The 18664-nt window shown below is 61.9% G+C and carries 16 protein-coding genes and 1 riboswitch; of the genes, 6 read left to right on the plus strand and 10 right to left on the minus strand.

All coding sequences use genetic code 11. The annotated features are described in order from the left end of the window. Genes YH62_RS23910 through YH62_RS23920 form a run of 3 tightly spaced genes read right to left on the minus strand, consistent with a single transcriptional unit; the run spans position 1 to position 2377 of the window. Positions 1-909, minus strand: a complete 909-nt coding sequence (locus tag YH62_RS23910) for an amino acid--[acyl-carrier-protein] ligase (RefSeq protein ID WP_046796806.1) — start codon at positions 907-909, stop codon at positions 1-3. A 35-nt stretch (positions 910-944) separates the two neighbouring features. Further along, positions 945-2126: an acyl-CoA dehydrogenase family protein gene (locus YH62_RS23915; protein ID WP_046796807.1), complete on the minus strand. Its 1182-nt coding sequence runs from the start codon at positions 2124-2126 to the stop codon at positions 945-947. Further along, positions 2126-2377 (minus strand): acyl carrier protein, encoded by a 252-nt coding sequence (locus YH62_RS23920; RefSeq protein WP_046796832.1) that lies wholly within the window; start codon positions 2375-2377, stop codon positions 2126-2128. The genes YH62_RS23915 and YH62_RS23920 overlap by 1 nt, the downstream gene beginning before the upstream one ends. Positions 2378-2544: 167 nt before the next feature. Then, positions 2545-2656, plus strand: a riboswitch (TPP riboswitch). Between the two features lie 97 nt (positions 2657-2753). On the opposite strand from YH62_RS23920, the gene thiC reads away from it, so the two are divergent. From thiC to YH62_RS23940, 5 genes are read left to right on the plus strand one after another with little or no spacing between them, the layout of a single operon-like run. Continuing rightward, positions 2754-4562 (plus strand): phosphomethylpyrimidine synthase ThiC, encoded by a 1809-nt coding sequence (thiC, locus tag YH62_RS23925; protein WP_046796808.1) that lies wholly within the window; start codon positions 2754-2756, stop codon positions 4560-4562. Between the two features lie 4 nt (positions 4563-4566). Continuing rightward, on the plus strand, positions 4567-5619 hold the full coding sequence (thiO, locus tag YH62_RS23930; RefSeq protein WP_046796809.1) for a glycine oxidase ThiO: 1053 nt from the start codon (positions 4567-4569) through the stop codon (positions 5617-5619). Continuing rightward, positions 5552-5749, plus strand: a complete 198-nt coding sequence (thiS, locus tag YH62_RS29660; RefSeq protein ID WP_082118478.1) for a sulfur carrier protein ThiS — start codon at positions 5552-5554, stop codon at positions 5747-5749. The genes thiO and thiS overlap by 68 nt, the downstream gene beginning before the upstream one ends. A 3-nt stretch (positions 5750-5752) precedes the next feature. Further along, the gene (locus YH62_RS23935) at positions 5753-6526 is read left to right on the plus strand and encodes a thiazole synthase (RefSeq protein ID WP_046796810.1); all 774 of its coding nucleotides are present in this window, start codon (positions 5753-5755) and stop codon (positions 6524-6526) included. Continuing rightward, the gene (locus tag YH62_RS23940) at positions 6523-7155 is read left to right on the plus strand and encodes a thiamine phosphate synthase (protein WP_046796811.1); all 633 of its coding nucleotides are present in this window, start codon (positions 6523-6525) and stop codon (positions 7153-7155) included. Before YH62_RS23935 ends, YH62_RS23940 begins: the two co-directional genes overlap by 4 nt. A 523-nt stretch (positions 7156-7678) precedes the next feature. Here YH62_RS23940 and YH62_RS23945 read toward each other — a convergent pair. Further along, on the minus strand, positions 7679-8725 hold the full coding sequence (locus YH62_RS23945; protein ID WP_046796812.1) for a lysine-2,3-aminomutase-like protein: 1047 nt from the start codon (positions 8723-8725) through the stop codon (positions 7679-7681). After that, complete coding sequence (gene epmA, locus YH62_RS23950) at positions 8722-9792, minus strand: EF-P lysine aminoacylase EpmA (RefSeq protein ID WP_082118479.1); 1071 nt, start codon at positions 9790-9792, stop codon at positions 8722-8724. Before epmA ends, YH62_RS23945 begins: the two co-directional genes overlap by 4 nt. 166 nt (positions 9793-9958) lie before the next feature. Here epmA and efp point away from each other — a divergent pair, with 166 nt between their 5' ends. Then, positions 9959-10528 (plus strand): elongation factor P, encoded by a 570-nt coding sequence (efp, locus tag YH62_RS23955; protein ID WP_046796814.1) that lies wholly within the window; start codon positions 9959-9961, stop codon positions 10526-10528. A gap of 94 nt (positions 10529-10622) precedes the next feature. Here the strand turns inward: efp and YH62_RS23960 are convergent, their stop codons facing one another. From YH62_RS23960 to YH62_RS23980, 5 genes are all read right to left on the minus strand, one after another. Continuing rightward, entirely contained in the window at positions 10623-12071 is a 1449-nt protein-coding gene (locus YH62_RS23960) for an efflux transporter outer membrane subunit (protein ID WP_046796815.1), read from the minus strand. Between the two features lie 124 nt (positions 12072-12195). Beyond that, entirely contained in the window at positions 12196-15303 is a 3108-nt protein-coding gene (locus tag YH62_RS23965; protein ID WP_046796816.1) for an efflux RND transporter permease subunit, read from the minus strand. 42 nt (positions 15304-15345) lie between these two features. Further along, the gene (locus YH62_RS23970; RefSeq protein WP_046796817.1) at positions 15346-16554 is read right to left on the minus strand and encodes an efflux RND transporter periplasmic adaptor subunit; all 1209 of its coding nucleotides are present in this window, start codon (positions 16552-16554) and stop codon (positions 15346-15348) included. Positions 16555-16720: 166 nt separating this feature from the next. Beyond that, positions 16721-17323 (minus strand): TetR family transcriptional regulator, encoded by a 603-nt coding sequence (locus tag YH62_RS23975; protein ID WP_046796818.1) that lies wholly within the window; start codon positions 17321-17323, stop codon positions 16721-16723. A gap of 43 nt (positions 17324-17366) precedes the next feature. Further along, on the minus strand, positions 17367-18317 hold the full coding sequence (locus tag YH62_RS23980) for a phosphoribosylaminoimidazolesuccinocarboxamide synthase (protein WP_046796833.1): 951 nt from the start codon (positions 18315-18317) through the stop codon (positions 17367-17369). Positions 18318-18664: the final 347 nt, after the last annotated feature.

The raw sequence follows: 18664 nt of genomic DNA on the forward strand, positions 1-18664 counted from the left end.
TTAGCCCCACAGCGCGGCGCGGACGTCTTCCGGCCATTCCTTCGTCTTGAGGCCATGAGTGTGAAAGAGCGCAAGCGCGATGCGCTCCAGCCCGAAGCCGACACAGGCGGTATGGGCGGTCGAGCCGTCTTCCAGATAGAGGCCCCATTTCGTGCCGAAGGCATCCTGATGATAGTTGAAGCTCATGCAGGCGGTGGGCTTGGCGGAGGAGGTGATCGGGATCAATAGCTCGAATTTCAGGTTCTGGTCGCGCTGGTTGTTGGCGAGCATCTTGCCGGCGCGGCCGAAGAAGGGATCGTTGGCGATATCGATCGTCACCTCGAGCCCTATCGATTTCATCATCTCGACGCCGCGGTCCATCCAGCGCTGGCGGAAATCGGTCACCTGGCTCTCGGTGCCCATGCAGACATATTCCCGCATGCGGAAAAGCTGCTGGCGGGCCGGGTCCTTCGAAGGCTCGTGGCGGAAGCAATAGCTCTGCAGATCGAAGAGCCCGCCGGCGGCAGGCAGTCTGCCGCGCCTCGCCACCGTCGGATAGAGAGGATAGCAGGCAGCCGGCGTCAGCACGATATCGGTCGCCTCCTGCCCCTCGGTCCAGTCCTCGCCCACTTCCATGCACTTCAACAGGCCCATGTGGTCGAGTTCGTTGCCGCAGAACGAATGCACAGTGCCGGCGAGCTGCGGAAAGCTCTTCATATAGCCGCTGGTCTCGAAATAGGCGCGGTTCATGCCCGGCGGAAAGCGCATCGCTTCGGCTCCATCGCCACCGCCGATCCTGTCGATCAGACGTTCGAAGGCGGCGATCACCTCTTCGAATTCGCCGCTGCGGCCATAGAGACCATCCACACCGGTGTCGATCAGCAGCCCGGCTTCGAAGAGACGGTCGAGAAAGGAAACTTGCATATCCATGGTTTCATCTCGTTATTGGGTGCGCAGGATGGGCGTCAGCCTATGAGGCTGGTGTCCGGTTTCTGTACCAGCAGCATGGTCGACGTATTGCCGAGGATGCGGTCGTTGGAGATCATCAACTGCGCCGAATGGGCGTCACGCAGATGCCGACCGAGGCTATAGGGCGTGCCGTTCTTGTAGCCCATGATGCCGCAGATCATCATCGCCTGGTTGATGATGGTCAGGATCATCTCCGACGAGGCGAGCTTCACGTTGTTCATGGCGATCGCGAAACCCATGGAGGAAAGCCGGTCCGGATCAACCTTGGCATCGGCATAGGCTTTCAGGCCCGAAAGCAGGTTGGATTTCAGGAGCTGCAGCAGGTTCGAGGCTTCGGCGAGCCGAAGCGCACCGGGAGGCGTCTGGCCGTTCGCCTTGCGGGCGGCGGCGCGCACGAAGGATTGCGCCCGGGCGACCGCATCGGCGGCAATCCCGTACCACACCGCGCTCCAGAGAAGGTGGGAGCTTGCGAGCATGCTCTGCGCGGCGATCTCGGCGAAAGGCTTCGGGAACATCTGTACCGCTGGCGCTTCGCCCTTGAAGAGGAAGCCGTCCGAACAGGTGCCGCGCATGCCGAGCGTGTCCCAGTCGACGGTCTTTTGAAGCGTGTACTGACCTTTCCTGAAGACGGTCATCACCTGGTCGCTCGGCGCGGCATCCTTGTGAGCGCGCGAGGTGATCATGATCGCATCCGCATGGGCGCCATAGGAGATGACGGTCGCGTCTTTTTCGAGCCGGCAGGTGTCGCCGTCGATCTCGATCGCGCAGATGGAATTGCGCAGATTGCCGCCGATGCCGCCCTCAGTCGTCGCCGAGGCGATCAGGAGCTGCCGGCCGGCGAGTTCGCGCATGAAATCTACGTGCCAGGCGCTTTCCCCGCCATGCTCGACGAGGCTGCAGAGCTTGATCTGGTGCATGGCGAAAACCATGGCGCTTGCGGCGCAGGCCTGGCCCAGAATGGAACAGACCTCGGCGATCTCGATCATGGTGGCACCTTCGCCGCCATGGGCGAAGGGAACCTGGATGCCGAGCAGCCGTTCGGCCTTCATCGCGTCGACCGCCTCGTGCGGAAAACGCCCTTCCACATCGACCCGGTCTGCGAATTCGGCCGCGATGGCAGCGACGCGATGCGCCCTGCCGCCGAGGCTCATGTCAGTGGCGACGGCGGCGGACGTCATCAGGCGACCTCGCGGGCTTTCAGGATCATGGAGACCGTCTCTTCGATCGCTGCGATGCTGGCGAAGGACTTGCGGTTCAGGAGATTATCGGGAAATTCGATATCGAAGGCTTCCTCGATGCCGAGCATGAGCTGCACGGAGGCGAAGGAGGAAAGGCCGGCGGCATAAAGATCGGCGCTGTCTTCCAGTTCGGTAACGGCTACCGGAAGGCCGCCCAGCCGTCCCAGCAGTTCGCGAATAGTCTGGTTCATCATGAAATCCCCGAGAGTTTTGCTGCGCTCATCGCTGACAGCCATGTTTAAGCGGGAAAGCGTAATAATCGGCTAAGGAAGATGGTGAAGCCGAGGCTGCGGGATTCGATAGAATCCGATTCTTTCGCTTGCGCTTGACAAGTGCCGTGGTCGGGTTTTTGATGTGCGCCATTCACCAGGGGGGTCCCGGCAAGGGGCTGAGATACTGCTAGAGCGCGCAGTGACCCGTTGAACCTGATCCAGTTCATACTGGCGTAGGGACGGTGCGAACGCTGAATGCGCCCATGGCGGGATTCCGGCCACTCGGCTCAAGGCGTTTTTCCATCATTCCAACACCGGACTGGGTCTCCAAACGTCAAACCTTGGAGCCTTGCCCATGAATATCGTCCCCCCCAAGCTTACTCCGGTCGTCACCACCGGCCCGCTTCCGGCTTCCACGAAAGTCTTCAAGCCCGGCACCATCCATCCGGATATCCGGGTTCCCATGCGCGAGATCGCGCTGCATCCGACGGCGGGCGAACCGCCGGTAACGGTCTACGATTCTTCCGGCCCCTATACCGATCCTGCCCATGCAGTGGCTATCGAATCCGGTCTGCCGCGGCTTCGCGAAAGCTGGATCAAGGCGCGCGCCGATGTCGAAAGCTATGAGGGCCGTCTCGTGAAGCCGGAAGACAACGGCTTTGCCACCGGCGAGCGGCTGACGCCTGAATTCCCGGTCCGCAACACGCCGTTCAAGGCGAAGGAAGGCAGAGCCGTAACCCAGCTCGCCTATGCGCGGGCCGGCATCATAACGCCGGAAATGGAATTCATCGCGATTCGCGAAAACCTCGGCCGTCAAGCCGAAAGGCAAGCTCTGGAAAGAGATGGCGAAAGCTTCGGCGCGCATATTCCGGATTTCGTGACGCCGGAATTCGTCCGTCAGGAAATCGCAAGCGGCCGCGCCATCATTCCGGCCAACATCAACCATCCGGAAAGCGAGCCGATGATCATCGGTCGGAATTTCCTGGTCAAGATCAACGCCAATATCGGCAATTCGGCCGTCACCTCCTCCATGGCGGAAGAGGTCGAGAAGATGGTGTGGGCGATCCGCTGGGGCGCGGATACGGTCATGGATCTCTCGACCGGCCGCAACATCCACAATATCCGCGAATGGATCATCCGCAATTCGCCGGTTCCGATCGGCACGGTGCCGCTCTACCAGGCGCTGGAGAAGGTGAACGGCATCGCCGAGGATCTGACCTGGGAGGTCTATCGCGATACGCTGATCGAGCAGGCCGAACAGGGCGTCGATTACTTCACCATCCATGCGGGCGTGCGGCTCGCCTATATCCCGCTCACCGTCAACCGCGTCACCGGCATCGTCTCACGCGGCGGCTCGATCATGGCCAAGTGGTGTCTGCATCACCACAAGGAGAGCTTCCTCTACGAGCATTTCGAGGAGATCTGCGATATCTGCCGCGCCTATGACGTCTCCTTCTCGCTCGGCGATGGCCTGCGTCCCGGCTCGATCGCGGATGCAAACGACGCGGCGCAGTTCGCGGAGTTGGAAACGCTTGGCGAGCTGACGCAGATCGCCTGGGCAAAGGATTGCCAGGTGATGATCGAGGGCCCCGGCCATGTGCCGATGCACAAGATCAAGGAGAACATGGACAAGCAGCTCAAGGTCTGCGGCGAGGCGCCCTTCTATACGCTCGGGCCGCTCACGACCGATATCGCTCCGGGTTACGACCATATCACCTCCGGCATCGGGGCGGCGATGATCGGCTGGTTCGGCACGGCGATGCTCTGCTATGTCACGCCGAAGGAGCATTTGGGCCTGCCGGACCGCGACGACGTGAAAGTCGGCGTCGTCACCTACAAGATCGCGGCGCATGCGGCCGATCTCGCCAAGGGTCATCCGGCGGCGAAGATCCGCGACGATGCCCTGTCGCGTGCCCGCTTCGAGTTCCGCTGGGAGGATCAGTTCAACCTGTCGCTCGATCCGGAAACAGCCCGCTCCTACCACGACGAGACCTTGCCGAAGGAAGCGCACAAGGTCGCGCATTTCTGCTCCATGTGCGGTCCGAAATTCTGCTCCATGCGGATTTCCCACGATATCCGCGCGGAAGCCCAGAAGGAGGGGCTGGAAGCGATGGCCGCGAAATATCGTGACGGCGGCGATCTCTACATGCCGGTGGAGCAATAGGCGGATGCGCCTGCTTGTAAAAGGGGCCGGCGTCGCGGGATTGACGGCGGCCCTCGAGCTTGTCCGCCGCGGCTTCGCCGTCGAGGTGGCGGAGAGGCGGAGGACGGTCGGGCTCGGCGCATCTCACTATGCCGGAGGCATGCTGGCTCCCTATTGCGAGCGGGAGGCCGCAGAGGAGGCGGTGCTGACGCTCGGCATCGATGCCGCGCGCTGGTGGGAAGAGGCTCTTCCGGGCGAGGTGGTCCGCAACGGAACGCTTGTCGTGGCTTCGGGTCGCGATCTGCCGGAACTCAATCGCTTCGCGGCCCGCACGCGCGGCTATCGTCGGGTGAGCGCTGAAGAGATCGCGGCTCTGGAGCCTGCGCTGGCCGGTCGTTTCCAGCATGGGCTGTTCTTTGCCGAGGAGGCGCACCTCGACCCGCGCCGCGCGCTGAACGGTCTTTATGAGATGCTGACGGCACGCGGAGTCGCTTTTCATCTGGGGAGCGTGGGACAGCCGCAGGAAGGACTGTTTTCCGCGGTGCTGGATTGCACGGGGCCGGCGGCAATCGCGACCCTTCCTGGCCTGCGCGGCGTCCGCGGGGAGATGCTCTATCTGGAAACGCCAGATGTCCGGCTCTCTCGGCCTGTCCGCCTGCTCCATCCGCGCCATCCGGTCTATATCGTGCCGCGCCGCGATCACCGGTTCATGATCGGCGCGACCATGATCGAAACCGAGGACGAGGGGCCGATCTCCGCGCGTTCCCTCATGGAACTTCTGAATGCCGCCTATGCGGTGCACCCGGCTTTCGGCGAAGCGCGGGTGGTGGAGACCGGTACGGGCGTTCGCCCCGCCTTTGCGGATAACCTGCCGCGCGTGGTCGAACGTCCCGATGGGTTGGCGATCGCCGGAATGTATCGCCACGGCTTTCTCCTGGCGCCCGCAACGGCCAGGCAAGCAGCCGATCGGCTCGAACAAAGATTGCTTCCAGCAGGAAAGGAACTTAACCATGCGAGTGCTCATCAACGGGGAACAGCGGGATTGCAGGAGCTCGACGCTCGCCGATCTTCTCCATGAACTCGAATACGAGGGAGAATGGCTGGCGACCGCCGTCAATGGCGATCTCGTCCATAGGGAGGATCGGTCGCGCCATATCCTGGGCGCGGGCGATCGGGTTGAAATACTTTCACCCATGCAGGGAGGATGATCCGTGCTTTCGCTTTATGAAACCAAACTCTCGTCGCGCCTATTGCTAGGCTCTGCGCGCTATCCTTCTCCCGCCGTCCTGGCGGAGTCCGTGCGTCGGTCGGGAACGGAAGTCGTCACCGTTTCGCTCCGAAGGGAAATGGCCGGCGGCAAGGCCGGTGGCGCCTTTTTCGAGATGATACGCTCGCTTGGCGTGCGCATTTTGCCCAACACGGCTGGCTGCCACACCGTTGAGGAAGCGGTCCTGACAGCCCGAATGGCGCGGGAGGTGTTTCGCACCAATTGGGTCAAGCTGGAGGTCATCGGCCGCCACGACAATCTGCAGCCGGACGTCTTTGAGCTCGTCGAAGCGGCGCGTACTCTCTGTGAGGAGGGTTTCGCGGTCTTTCCCTACACGACGGACGATCTCGTCGTGGCTGAAAAGCTGCTGGATGCGGGCTGTGAAGTTCTTATGCCCTGGTGCGCTCCCATCGGAAGCGCGGCGGGACCCCGTTCCCTATCAGCCTTGACGGCGATGAGAGCGGCTTTTCCGGGCGTTCCTCTGATCGTGGATGCCGGCATCGGCCGTCCCTCCCACGCCACAATGGTGATGGAGTTCGGCTACGACGCGGTCCTCCTCAATACCGCGGTTGCCGGAGCAGGAGATCCGCCCGCGATGGCGGAGGCTTTTTCCCGCGCGACCATGGCAGGCCGGCAAGCCTTCGAGGCCGGAATGCTGGAGCCGCGCGAAATGGCCGTGGCTTCGACCCCGATCGTCGGAAAGGGCGTGTTCGCATGAAGCTTGATCCCTTCTATCTGATCGTCGATAGCGCCGATTGGGTTGCCCGGTTGGTCCCGCTGGGCGTCAAGCTGGTGCAATTGCGGATCAAGGATTGTCCGCCCGCCGAGCTTCGGCGGCAGATCCGCCAGGCGAGGGAAACCTGCGCTGCCCACGGCTGCCAGTTGATTGTCAACGACTACTGGCGCTTGGCGATCGAGGAAGGCTGCGATTTCGTCCATCTGGGGCAGGAAGACCTGGCGGAAGCGGATCGCGATGCCATACGGCGGGCAGGGCTCAAGCTCGGAGTTTCGACGCATGACCAGGCGGAACTCCAGACGGCGCTTTCCACCGAACCGGATTACCTGGCGCTCGGCCCCATCTGGCCGACCATCCTGAAGCAGATGAAATGGGCTCCGCAGGGACTGGAACGGATTTCGGCCTGGAAAGCGGATATCGGTCACCTGCCGCTCGTGGCAATCGGCGGGATCACGGCAGAGCGCGCGCCGCTGGCGTTGGAGTGGGGAGCCGACAGTGCGGCGGTGGTGACGGACATCACGCGGCATGCCGATCCGGAGGGGCGCACGCGCGAATGGCTTGCCGTGACCGCCCCCTGGCGGGAAAAGGGAGTTTCGGCGAGCGCCGGTTAGCCCTGAACTGCTCCAGAGGTGTTTTGCGGGGACGAAACCACCACCTCATCCCAATCGCATCAATACCTTGTCACTTTTTGCATCCCCGTCCTCTCCAACCATGCCTACAATCGTCCCGCTTCCGTCGCCGGAGTGTTTCGCGAGACGTTCGCGGGCAGGCGGAGGCCGGCGCCCTCATCGGAACCGTAACGTGCGGGAAAGGTGAGGGAGGTGAAAGCCAAGGGAGACACGCCGAAAGGCAAAGCTCCCTATCAAGCCTCCCCCTGGCCGCCAGGCCAGGTTCGGTTGAGCCGTGCAAGTGGCAGGCCCGTCTCGAAAGGATGGGCGCGAACAAAGCCATGCAGCGAGGCGAGGCTTTTCATCTGTAGGGGCCGGAAGCCCCGAGAGAACGCCGAAGGCCACGCGAATGCGGAGCCACTGAACTAAACAATAGCGAGGTTCCGCATTCGTGTGGGCTCTCCGGACCGTTTCTTTAGAACCCGCAGGCGCGCGCGCCGTGCGGATGTGAACGCATGTTCGTCCCTCACTTCGGAGGATATTCATGCTCCCCGCCGCGGAAATCGCTGACGGAATAACAGCCACCCTCCCGGCGAACCGCGCTTTCGCCGATGACGGCCTTGCCGTGACCGCCGGGAATATCCAGCACATAAGTCGGTTGGCAGAGGCCGGAGATGTTGCCGCGCAGCGCCGAAACGATCTTCTGGCCTTCGGCGATGTCCAGCCGGAAATGACTGGTGCCGGGGGCAAGATCGGGGTGGTGCAGGTAATAAGGCTTTATCCGCGTCTCGACGAAGGCTTTCATCAGCTCGCCGAGCACGGCCGGATCGTCATTGACGCCGCGCAGCAGCACCGTCTGGCTCACCATCGGGAAGCCGGCATCGATCAGGCGGGCGCAGGCTGCACGGGCGTCCTCCGTCAGTTCGCGCGGGTGATTTGCGTGAAGCGCCACATAGATCACCTTGCCGCTTTCCTTGAGCGCCGCGATCAGAACCTCGTCGATCCGATCGGGATCGACCACCGGCACGCGGGTGTGGAAGCGGATGATCTTCACATGCGGGATTCCGGCAAGGCCTTGCATGATTGCCGAGAGCCGGCGAGGCGACAGCACCAGCGGGTCGCCGCCGGTGAGGATCACTTCCCAGATTTCCGGGTGGTCGCGAATATAGGCGAGCGCGGCGGAAAGCTCCTCGGGTGCGAGCGTGCCTTCTCCCTGAGGTCCGACCATTTCGCGGCGAAAGCAGAAGCGGCAATAGACCGGGCAGATATGCACCGCCTTCAGGAGCACGCGATCGGGATAGCGATGGACGATCCCCTTGACGGGGCTATGCGCGGCATCCCCGATCGGGTCCGCCCTTTCTTCGGGGACGGTCAGAAGCTCGCTCGGATCGGGAACGAACTGACGGGCGATCGGGTCCTGCTTGTCGCCGCGGTCGATCAGGGAAACGACCGTCGGCGTCAGCGCGATGGCATAGCGCTCCGCCACGGCGCGAATGCCGGGGAGCCGTTCCGATGAAATCAGGCTTGTCTTTGCAAGCTCGTCCGGCGTCTTCAACGAGCGGGCGGCGGTCATGCAAGTACCTCCGCGACGGGCGCCCACATCACCTGGTCGATACGAGTGGCCCCGGTGGCCAACATCACCAGCCGGTCGAAGCCGAGTGCTGCACCGCTCGCATCCGGCATAACCTCGAGCGCATCGAGGAAATCCTCGTCCAGCGGGTAACGCTCGCCGTATATGCGGGCCTTTTCCGCCATTTCATATTCGAAGCGGCGGCGCTGCTCACCGGCATCGGTCAGCTCGCCGAAGGCGTTGGCGAGTTCGACACCGCAGGCGTAGAGCTCGAAACGCTCGGCAACACGCGGATCGCGATCGGAGGGCCGGGCAAGGGCAGCTTCCGAAACCGGATATTCATGAAGAATGGTCGCCCGGCCTCGTCCGAGCTCCGGCTCTATCCTTTGCACCAGCACCTTGCTGAAGAGATCGGCCCAGCTATCGTCATCGGAAAAGCGTATGCTGGCCTGCGTGAGCGCTGCGGCCAACAGATCGCGGTCGGTCTCTCCGCTCGGAGCGACGGAGGCCAGAAGATCGATGCCTGCGAAACGGTCGAAAGCCTCGGCCAGGCTCAGCCGTTCGGGTTCGGCGAAGGGATCGACCTCGATACCGCGGAACGCGAAGCGATCTGTCTTCATGGTCTCGGCTGCAAGCGCGAGGATTTCGGCGCAGTCGGCCATCAGCCGCTCGTAACCCTCGCCGACGCGATACCATTCCAGCATGGTGAATTCGGGGTGGTGCAGCGGTCCGCGTTCCCGGTTGCGATAGACATGCGCGAAGGTGAAGATACGCTCTTCGCCAGCGGCGAGAAGCTTCTTGGCCGCGAATTCCGGCGACGTGTGCAGATAGAGCGGCGCCTTTCGCCCGTCGATGGCAATCGCTTCGGTCGAAAAGGCGTGAAGATGCGTCTCGTTTCCGGGGGAAACCTGCAACGCGGCCGTATCCACCTCGAGGAAGTCCCGCTCGGCAAAGAATCTCCGCAAGCCCGTCTGAATGGCATTGCGGCCCATGAGGAAGGGCCGGCGGTCCGCGTGGTTTTCCGGCGTCCACCAGGGCATAGGAGCTTGAGCTGATCGAAAGGGGCTCATTTCAAGGCTTTCTTCGCCGGTTCGTTGCGGCGAGGCTTCCACTCTGCGCCATTTTAGGGTAGGTGCGCCCAGAAAACAGATCGTCCGTCCTTCGGGCCCGGTCAATCATCCGGTCCTCTACGACGCATTTCTGGCAAGCACAAGCCGATACGCACAAGGGAATCCTATGGTCAAGGTCATCGCCTCCTCCGTCCGCAAGGGCAACGTCCTCGATGTCGACGGCAAGCTCTATGTGGTTCTTACCGCTCAGAACTTCCACCCCGGCAAGGGCACACCCGTCACGCAGGTGGATATGCGCCGCATCGTCGACGGCGTGAAGGTATCGGAGCGCTGGCGTACGACCGAGCAGGTCGAGCGCGCTTTCGTGGAAGACGTGAACTTCCAGTACCTCTACGAGGACGGCGAAGGCTTCCACTTCATGAATCCCGAAACTTATGACCAGGTCGTCGTCAGCGAAGAGACCATGGGCGACCAGAAGGCCTATCTGCAGGAAGGCATGACCTGCATCCTGTCCATCCATGAAGGCGTGCCGCTGGCGCTCCAGCTGCCGCGTCACGTCACGCTCGAGATCGTCGAGACCGAGCCGGTCGTGAAGGGCCAGACGGCCTCCTCCTCCTACAAGCCGGCTATGCTTTCCAACGGCATCCGTACGATGGTCCCGCCGCATATCGATGCCGGTACCCGTGTCGTCATCGCGACCGAAGACAATTCCTACGTCGAGCGCGCCAAGAGCTGAGCTGCTTTCATAGGCATTAAAAAAACCTCCGGAGCTGCTGCTTCGGAGGTTTTTTAATGTCTGATCGAATGGAAGAGGCCGTTGCCGGCCTCCCTTACTTCGTGATGACGGGGCCAGCGCTTGCCGCTGCAACCCTGGTCGGACCCTGGCCAAAGGCATATCCGCCGCCGATCGCCACGTTGAGCGCGACATAATCCTGCGCCATTTGCTGGATGGCTGCGGCGAGGTTGGCCTGGGCGGTCGAGACCTGACGCTGGGCATCGAGGACGTCGAGCAGCGAGGAGGCGCCGTCACGATAGCTCGCGGTCGCGAGGCTCAGCGCTTCCTGGTAGGAGCGCACCGTTTCCCGAAGCGCGGCCACGGTACGGCCGTCGCGGGCAAGAGCCGCCAGGGCGTTCTCGACCTCTTCGACCGCATTGAGAACGGTCTGCTTCCAGGTGAGATAGTCTTCCCTTGCGATGGACTCGGCGCTGCGGACATTGGCCTTCAGGGCGCCGCCGTCGAAGACGGGCAGCGTGAGGGCCGGACCGAAGGACCAGGATATGCCCCGGCTGTCCGAGCTGCTCGAAATGGCGCTATAGCTCGGTGAGATGGAGCCGCCGAGGCTTATCGAAGGATAAAGCTGCGATTCGGCCACGCCGACCTGGGCGACCGAAGCGGCCAGTTGCCGCTCGGCGGCGCGGATGTCCGGACGGTTGCGGATAAGATCGGCCGGGACGCCGGACCTGGGATTGACGCGGGCGGCCGGCTGGCGGGCACCCTTCTGCATTTCTGCCACGTAGGTGGAGGCCGGCTGGCCGAGCAGAGTGGCGATGCGATGGGTTGCGCGCCGGAAATTGGTCTCGAGGCCCGGAAGCTCCGCCAGGGTGGTGTTGACGAGACCTTCGGCCTGGACGACATCGAGACGCGAAGCGGCGCCGGCTTCAAGCTGAAGGCGCGTCAGTTGCAGCGTCTCGCGGCGTGAATTGAGGTTCTGCCGGGCGAGTGCAATACGCTCCTGGTAGTAGCGGGCGTCGATATAGGCGGCCGCGATCTGCGACAGCAGCGAAAGACGGGCGACGTCGACGCTGGCATAGGCCGCATCAAGGTTCGCAAGCGCGCTTTCTCTGGACCGCTTGTAGCGGCCGAAGAGGTCGAGGAACCAGGAAACGTCGACATTGCCGGCGGTGGTGTTCCGGGTGGCTTCGGTGGCCGGCGAATTCGGCCGGGTATCGGCGCCGCTGGTGGTGTTGTTTGCGGATAGCGTCAGGCTCGGCAGGCTGCCGGCGCCTGCGGCGACCACGTTGGCTTCCGCCTGGTTGATCCGCTCCAGCGCCTGCAGCACGTCGAGGTTCTGGGAGAGACCCTGCTGGACGTATCCGTTGAGGCGGCTGTCATTAAAGGCGTTCCACCAGGGAGCCATGGAAACGTCGCCATTGCTCTTGGTGCTGCCCTCCCCGAACTTGGCGGGAAGCGATATTTCCGGAGATTTATGGTCCGGGCCGACGACGCAGCCGGAAAGCAGGAGCAGGACGAGTGGAGCCGCTGCGCGAATGGATGTCATTTTTCTGTCCTAAGTGCCCTAACAAACTCTAGAAAGGCAGGCCCCCCGGCCCAGCCTTCCGCACTCTACGCCCGGACCGACTCAACACTTCCGGCGAGCGTACACTATCAGCTCTTAACAGAACTCATACTGTCATCTCCTGTTTTTCACGTTTTGATAACCGTCTGACGACCACAAAGAAGGACGGAACGAAGAAAATTCCGAGAAGTGTTGCAGAAAGCATACCACCCAAGACGCCGATGCCGATGGCATTCTGCGCCGCGGAACCCGCGCCGGTAGCAATCGCCAGCGGTACTACGCCCAGGATGAAGGCGAGCGAAGTCATGATGATCGGCCGCAGCCTGAGGCGGGCCGCTTCCAAGGTCGCCTCGACGAGGCCCATTCCTTCCTGCCGGTCCTTGGCGAATTCCACGATCAGGATCGCGTTCTTGGCGGCCAGGCCGATGGTCGTGAGCAGGCCCACCTTGAAGTAGACGTCGTTCGCCTGGCCGAACAAAAACGCCGCGGTGAGCGCGCCGAGCACGCCGACGGGAACAGCCAAAATCACCGAGAAGGGAATAGACCAGCTCTCGTAAAGGGCGGCGAGGCACAGGAAGACGATCAGGACCGAAAGTGCATAGAGCATCGGCGCCTGCGAGCCGGAAAGCCGTTCCTGGTAGGAGATGCCCTGCCATGCGACCGAATATCCGCCGGGCATTTCGGCAGTGAGCCGCTCCATCTCATCCATGGACTGTCCGGTGCTGACCCCCGGGCCCGCGGCCCCATCAAGCGCGACCGCGCTGGTGCCGTTGAAGCGTTCGAGCTGGGGAGAACCCGATATCCACTCCACCTTGGCGAAAGAGGAGAAGGGCACCATTTCTCCCTGAGTGTTACGGGCGTACCAGTATTTCAGGTCATCCGGCTGCATGCGGAAGGGTGAGTCACCCTGGACATAGACCGGCTTCAGCTCGTTGTTGAGCGTGAAGTCGTTGACGTCGCGGCCGGCGAAAATCGTCGCCAGCATGGAGTTCACGGAAGCTAGATCCACACCCATGGCGCCAAGCTTTTCCTGGTCCAGGACGATCTTGAGCTGAGTTTCCGTCCGCTGGCTGTTGGTTCGCAGCGAACTGATGTTCGGATTGCCGAGGACATTCTGCTGAAGCTGCTGTGATGCCGTGGTCAGCGCCGCGTTGCCCTGATTGCCGCTGTCGACGAGATACATGGAGAAGCCGCTCGTCGTGCCAAGCCCCTGGATGGCGGGAGGCAGGAGCGCAAAGACCTGAGCATCGCGCAGTGTAAAGAAGTAACCGCTCGCACGCTGGACGATTTCCGCGGCCGACTGGCCCGCGCCGGTCCGCTCCCCGAAATCCTTGAGCTTGGTAAAGACGATCGCGTTGTTCTGCCCGGATCCGCCGAAGCTGAAGCCGAGGACGCCGAAGACCACGTCGACGTTTGCCTTTTCCTGTTCGAGGAAATAGGCCTCGACCTTCTTCACGACTTCATCCGTGCGGGCTCTCGTCGAACCGGTCGGAGTCTGGACGATGGTCAGCAGAACGCCTTGGTCTTCCTGGGGGAGGAACGAACTCGGCAGCCTGGTGAACAACCAGGCGCAGCCGGCGATGACCAGCGCGAAGACCAGGAACACCCGAAGCGGACGTTTGAGAAGATAACCCACGGTCGAGACATAGCCGCGGGTGGATCGATCGAAGCCCCGGTTGAACCAGGCGCCGATGCCGCGACGCTTCTTGTGGTGATCGATCGGCTTCAGCATGGTGGCGCAAAGCGCCGGCGTGAGCACGATCGCGACCACGGCGGAAAGAAGCATCGCCGATACGATGGTGATGGAGAACTGCCGGTAGATGATGCCGGTGGAGCCGCCGAAGAATGCCATCGGAATGAAGACGGCGGTCAGCACCAGTGCGATACCGATGATCGCGCCGGTGATTTCGCCCATGGACTTTTCGGTCGCCTCGAGCGGGCCTAAGCCTTCCTCATCCATGATGCGTTCGACGTTTTCGACGACGACGATCGCGTCGTCGACGAGAAGGCCGATCGCCAGCACCATGGCGAACATGGTGAGCGTGTTGATGGAATAGCCCGCCAGCGCGAGAATGCCGAAGGTACCCAGCAGCACCACCGGCACGGCGATCATCGGAATGAACGTGGCCCTCAGGTTCTGGAGGAATATCAGGAGAACGACGAACACGAGGACAATGGCCTCGATGAGCGTGTGAACGACCTTCTCGATGGAAAGCTGGACGAAGGGCGTGGTGTCGTAGGGATAGGTGATCTCGATCCCCTGCGGCAGCGTTGGTCCGATCTCGGCCAGGGCGGCCTTCACGCGGGCAGCCGTATCAAGGGCGTTCGCGCCAGTCGCCAGATTGACAGCGAAACCGGTCGAAGGAAGGCCGTTCTGGCGGGAGCTTGCCGCATAGCTTTCCTGGCCGATTTCGATGCGGGCGACATCGCTCAGCCGAACGGTCGCGCCACCCTGTTCGACCTTCAGGATGATCGATTCGAATTCATCGACGGTGGTGAGCTGGCTCTGCGCCGTCATGGTCACGGTGAGCTGCTGGCCCTTTTCGGAAGGAAGGCCGCCGAGCGAACCGACCGAAACCTGGGTGTTCTGCGCCTGGATGGCTGCGGTCACATCGGCCGCGGTAAGCTGGTACTTCTGCAGATTGAAGGGATCGAGCCAGATGCGCATCGCATAACCGGAGCCGAAGATGTCGATGCTGCCGACGCCCTCGAGGCGTTTTATCTTGTCTTCGATCTGGGTCGAAAAGACGTCGCCGAGATCCACGGAGTTGCGCTTGCTGTCGGTCGAGACGAGTGCGCCAACCATAAGAATGCTCGAGGTCGAGCGGGCCACCTGGATGCCGCGCTGCTGCACGACGTCCGGCAATTGCGACTGCACGAGCTGCAGCTTGTTCTGTACCTGCACCTGGGCGATGTCCGGCAGGATGCTGTTGCCGAAGGTGAGGGTTACCGAGGCACTGCCAGTCGAGGAAGAGGATGTCATGTAGGTGAGGTCATCGAGACCCGTCATGCCATCCTCGATGATCGTCGTCACCGATTTCTCGACCGTTTCGGCGCTTGCTCCGTCGTAGCTCGCGGTGATGCGGACCGTCGTAGGGGCGATGTCGGGATATTGAGAGATCGACAGAGTGACGATGGCAAGGGCCCCGCCAAGCATGATGACGATCGCTATGACCCAGGCGAAAACCGGTCGCCGGATGAAGAAATTGGCCATTGGAGTTCCTTGCGCCTGTTTCGTCTTCTGCTGCGAGGAGATTTATGGATTGGCGCCCGGCTGGGCGGCTTCCGGCTTGGGGGATTCCACGACGAGGCCTTCCTCGTTGACGGTGGCTTCGACGGGCTGGACCGCAGCGCCGTCGGCGATCCACTGGAAACCGTCGACGATCAGGCGATCGCCGTCGGCGATGCCCTCGGTCACCAGCCAGTTGTCGCCCGAGACCTGGCTGGTCGCGAAGATGCGGGTTTCCACCTTGTTTTCGGCGGCCACGAATTTAGCCGAGAGCTGCCCGTTCGCATTGCGCGTCGCTGCGCGCTGCGGAATGAGATAGCCGCTCTCCAAGCCGAGGGTGACCGTGGCCCGCACATACATTCCCGGCAGGATTATTCTGTTCGGGTTCTCGAACAGGACCCTGATCTGGTAGGTGCCCGTCGTTTCGCTTACCGCCATTTCGGCCATGTCGAGCTTGCCCGCGTGCGGATATTCCGTACCGTCTTCCAGGGTCAACCTGATCGCGGCTTCGCCCGGCGTGCTGCTCAGCCGTCCCGAAGCCATTGCGGATCGAAGTTCCAGAAGATTGGTGCTCGATTCGGTGAGGTCGATGTAAACCGGATCGAGCTGGCGCAGCGTGGTGAGCGCCGTCGTCTGGTTGGCCGTCACGATGTTGCCGATGTCGACGTTGGAGATCGAGGTGATGCCGTCGAAGGGAGCCCGGACCTTCGTCAGGTTGAGGTTGATCTCGGCGGCCTCCAGGGCTGCTTTCGCCTGCTCCACATCCGCCTGGGCCTGCAGCAGCGTCACCCTGGCATTCTCGAACTCGATCTGGGTCGCGCCGCTGTTGACCAGCCGCTCGTAGCGGGCGAAGTTGGCCTGGGCGCTCGGAATGCTTGCCTCCGCCTTGGAGAGGCTGGCGCGCGCCTGCGCTACTTCCGCCGCATAGGTATCGTCCTCGATCTGGAACAGGATGTCGCCGGCCTTGACGTCGCTGCCTTCCTTGAAGGCCACGTCCCGGACGATACCGGTCACGCGCGGTCGGATGTCGGCCAACTGATAGGCCACGGCGCGGCCCGGCAGAACGCGGGTGATCGGCTGCTCGGACTTCTTCATCGTGACCACGCTGACGGGCGATGGCGGGCGCTCCGCTGCGGCTCCTCCAGCCGGGTTGCCGGCTCCGTTCTGGCCGGAATCGCTGCAGCCGGCGAGTGCCAGGGCGAAAAGCAGGGGAAGGGTAAACTTGCGTCCGGTCATGGTCTCATCCAGCAAGGGCGTCGGGGGCATCGGCCCCGGCGCGATTCGTTCGCCGGCGGCAGAAGATCGGGAAATTAAGCCGTTTTTGTCGGTCGCGGAAGTGGCCACCAACAAATGCCGGCCTGGTGTGCCGCTTCGACGGCAAAGTGACGTAAATTAAATATCGTCACTTTGCAAGCGAACTTTGCAGTGCAGCATTGATCAGGCGAGCTAGTCCATCGCATCGGTCATGCAGTTCCTCGATGTCGGTTTTCGCAAGGAGTATGGGATGCAATACGCTTGCGAAGGCGCTTGCAACATGCCGGCTGAGGGTTTCCGGGTCACTTACGTCGTAGACACCGCTTTCGATCCCCTCGCGGATAAGGTCGAGGAAGAGAGCTTCAATCAACTGTTTGTAATGACGGCCGCTTGGCAGGTTTGCCTCGGACATCAGGAGAATCAGTTCGAAAAGATACGGGTTCTCGCGGATATCCTTCAGATGCGCTTCCATCAGCTTGCGCACCACTATGCAAAGCCTCTCGGGAGCCGGAGCGGAGGCATCCAGCGTTCCGAAACGGCCGATCATGAGATCGATGTGGCGCTCGCAGATGGCATCGGCGAGCGCAGCCTTGGAATGGAAATGCTTGAAGACGTTGGCGGGCGACATTTGCAGAGCATGGGCGATATCGGCGATCGAGCATCCGGAGATGCCTTTCTCGCGAAAAAGCGCTTCCGCGGTGGCGAGGATATCCTCGCGCGTTTCCTCCGCTTTTCGTCTGGGTCTGCGCAATGTCGTTTTCTTCAACAGCTCCGTTCCGGCACTTACAGGGCGATCAATTCGCGGTGAAATAGGGTTTCAGGTTGTCTCTGATGCGGTCGAGAATTGTCACGCCGCCGGTATCCGGAATGAAGGGCTTGCCGGTGATCATCTCGAAGGCGGTCCGGTAGACCGTCGCGGTTTCCTCGATCAGCTCGGCGGGAATGGGGGGAATGTCGTCCTTGTAAGGGTCGCACCGCTCCGCCACCCATGCCCGAACGAAATCCTTGTCGAAGCTTTTCGGCCGGGAACCGGCCTCGAATGCCTGCCGGTAGCTGTCGGCCATCCAGTAGCGGCTGCTGTCGGGCGTGTGAATCTCGTCGGCAAGCACGATATTCCCCTCGGCATCCGTGCCGAACTCGTATTTGGTATCGACCAGGATGAGCCCGCGTTCAGCCGAAAGCTTCTGGCCGCGCGCGAAGAGCGCAAGCGCATAGTGCGAAAGCTGCTCCCATTGAGCGGCCGTGAGAAGTCCCTGCTCCACGATTTCCTTCGGAGTGAGGGGCTCGTCATGACCGCCGTCAAATGCTTTGCTCGTCGGGGTGATAACCGGTTCCGGAAGCACCTCGTTGTCCCTCAGCCCATCCGGCAGGGAAAGCCCGTACATATTGCGCTCACCCTTCTTATATAACGTGAGCAGGGACGTGCCGGTGGTGCCCGCCAGATAGCCGCGCACGACGATCTCGACGGGCAGGATGTCGAGGCGGCGGCCGATGACCACGTTCGGATCCGGATAGTCCAGCACGTGATTGGGGCAGATGTCCCGTGTCGCCTCGAACCAGTACCGTGCGGTCTGGGTCAGCACATGTCCCTTGTCGGGAATGGACGTGAGAATACGATCGAAGGCGCTGAGCCGATCCGTGGCGATGATGATACGCCGGCCATCCGGCAAGTCGTAGTTCTCGCGGACCTTGCCCTGATAGTGGTTCGGCAGTTCGGGAATGGTGGCTTGGTCGAGGACGCGCAATTCTACCGCTTTCTGGTTGGATAGCCCACAGGCCGGGAAATTGTGTCCGGCTGATATCGCATGTTTTGCACCGGACATACAAGGATTCCGCCACGGGCAACCCCTTCGAGCGGCAAACCCAGACATTCATGTAGTCGTCCGGGACGTTAAGCTTTCTTACCAAATGATGAAAAGGTGTCTCCGCCCGGAAAATCGTCAATTTCCCTTTGAAATCAGAAGTTTGTCACTTTTTTGATTTTTTCTGATCGAGTCCTGTTGACTTGTTTCCGGGGCTCCGCTTATAACGCCGCTCACTGAACGAGGGCGGCGGCGCTGCTGGCGACGAAGTCCTTTGTTCTAGAGAAATC

Source organism: Rhizobium sp. LC145, assembly GCF_001005825.1.
GTDB lineage: Bacteria > Pseudomonadota > Alphaproteobacteria > Rhizobiales > Rhizobiaceae > Neorhizobium.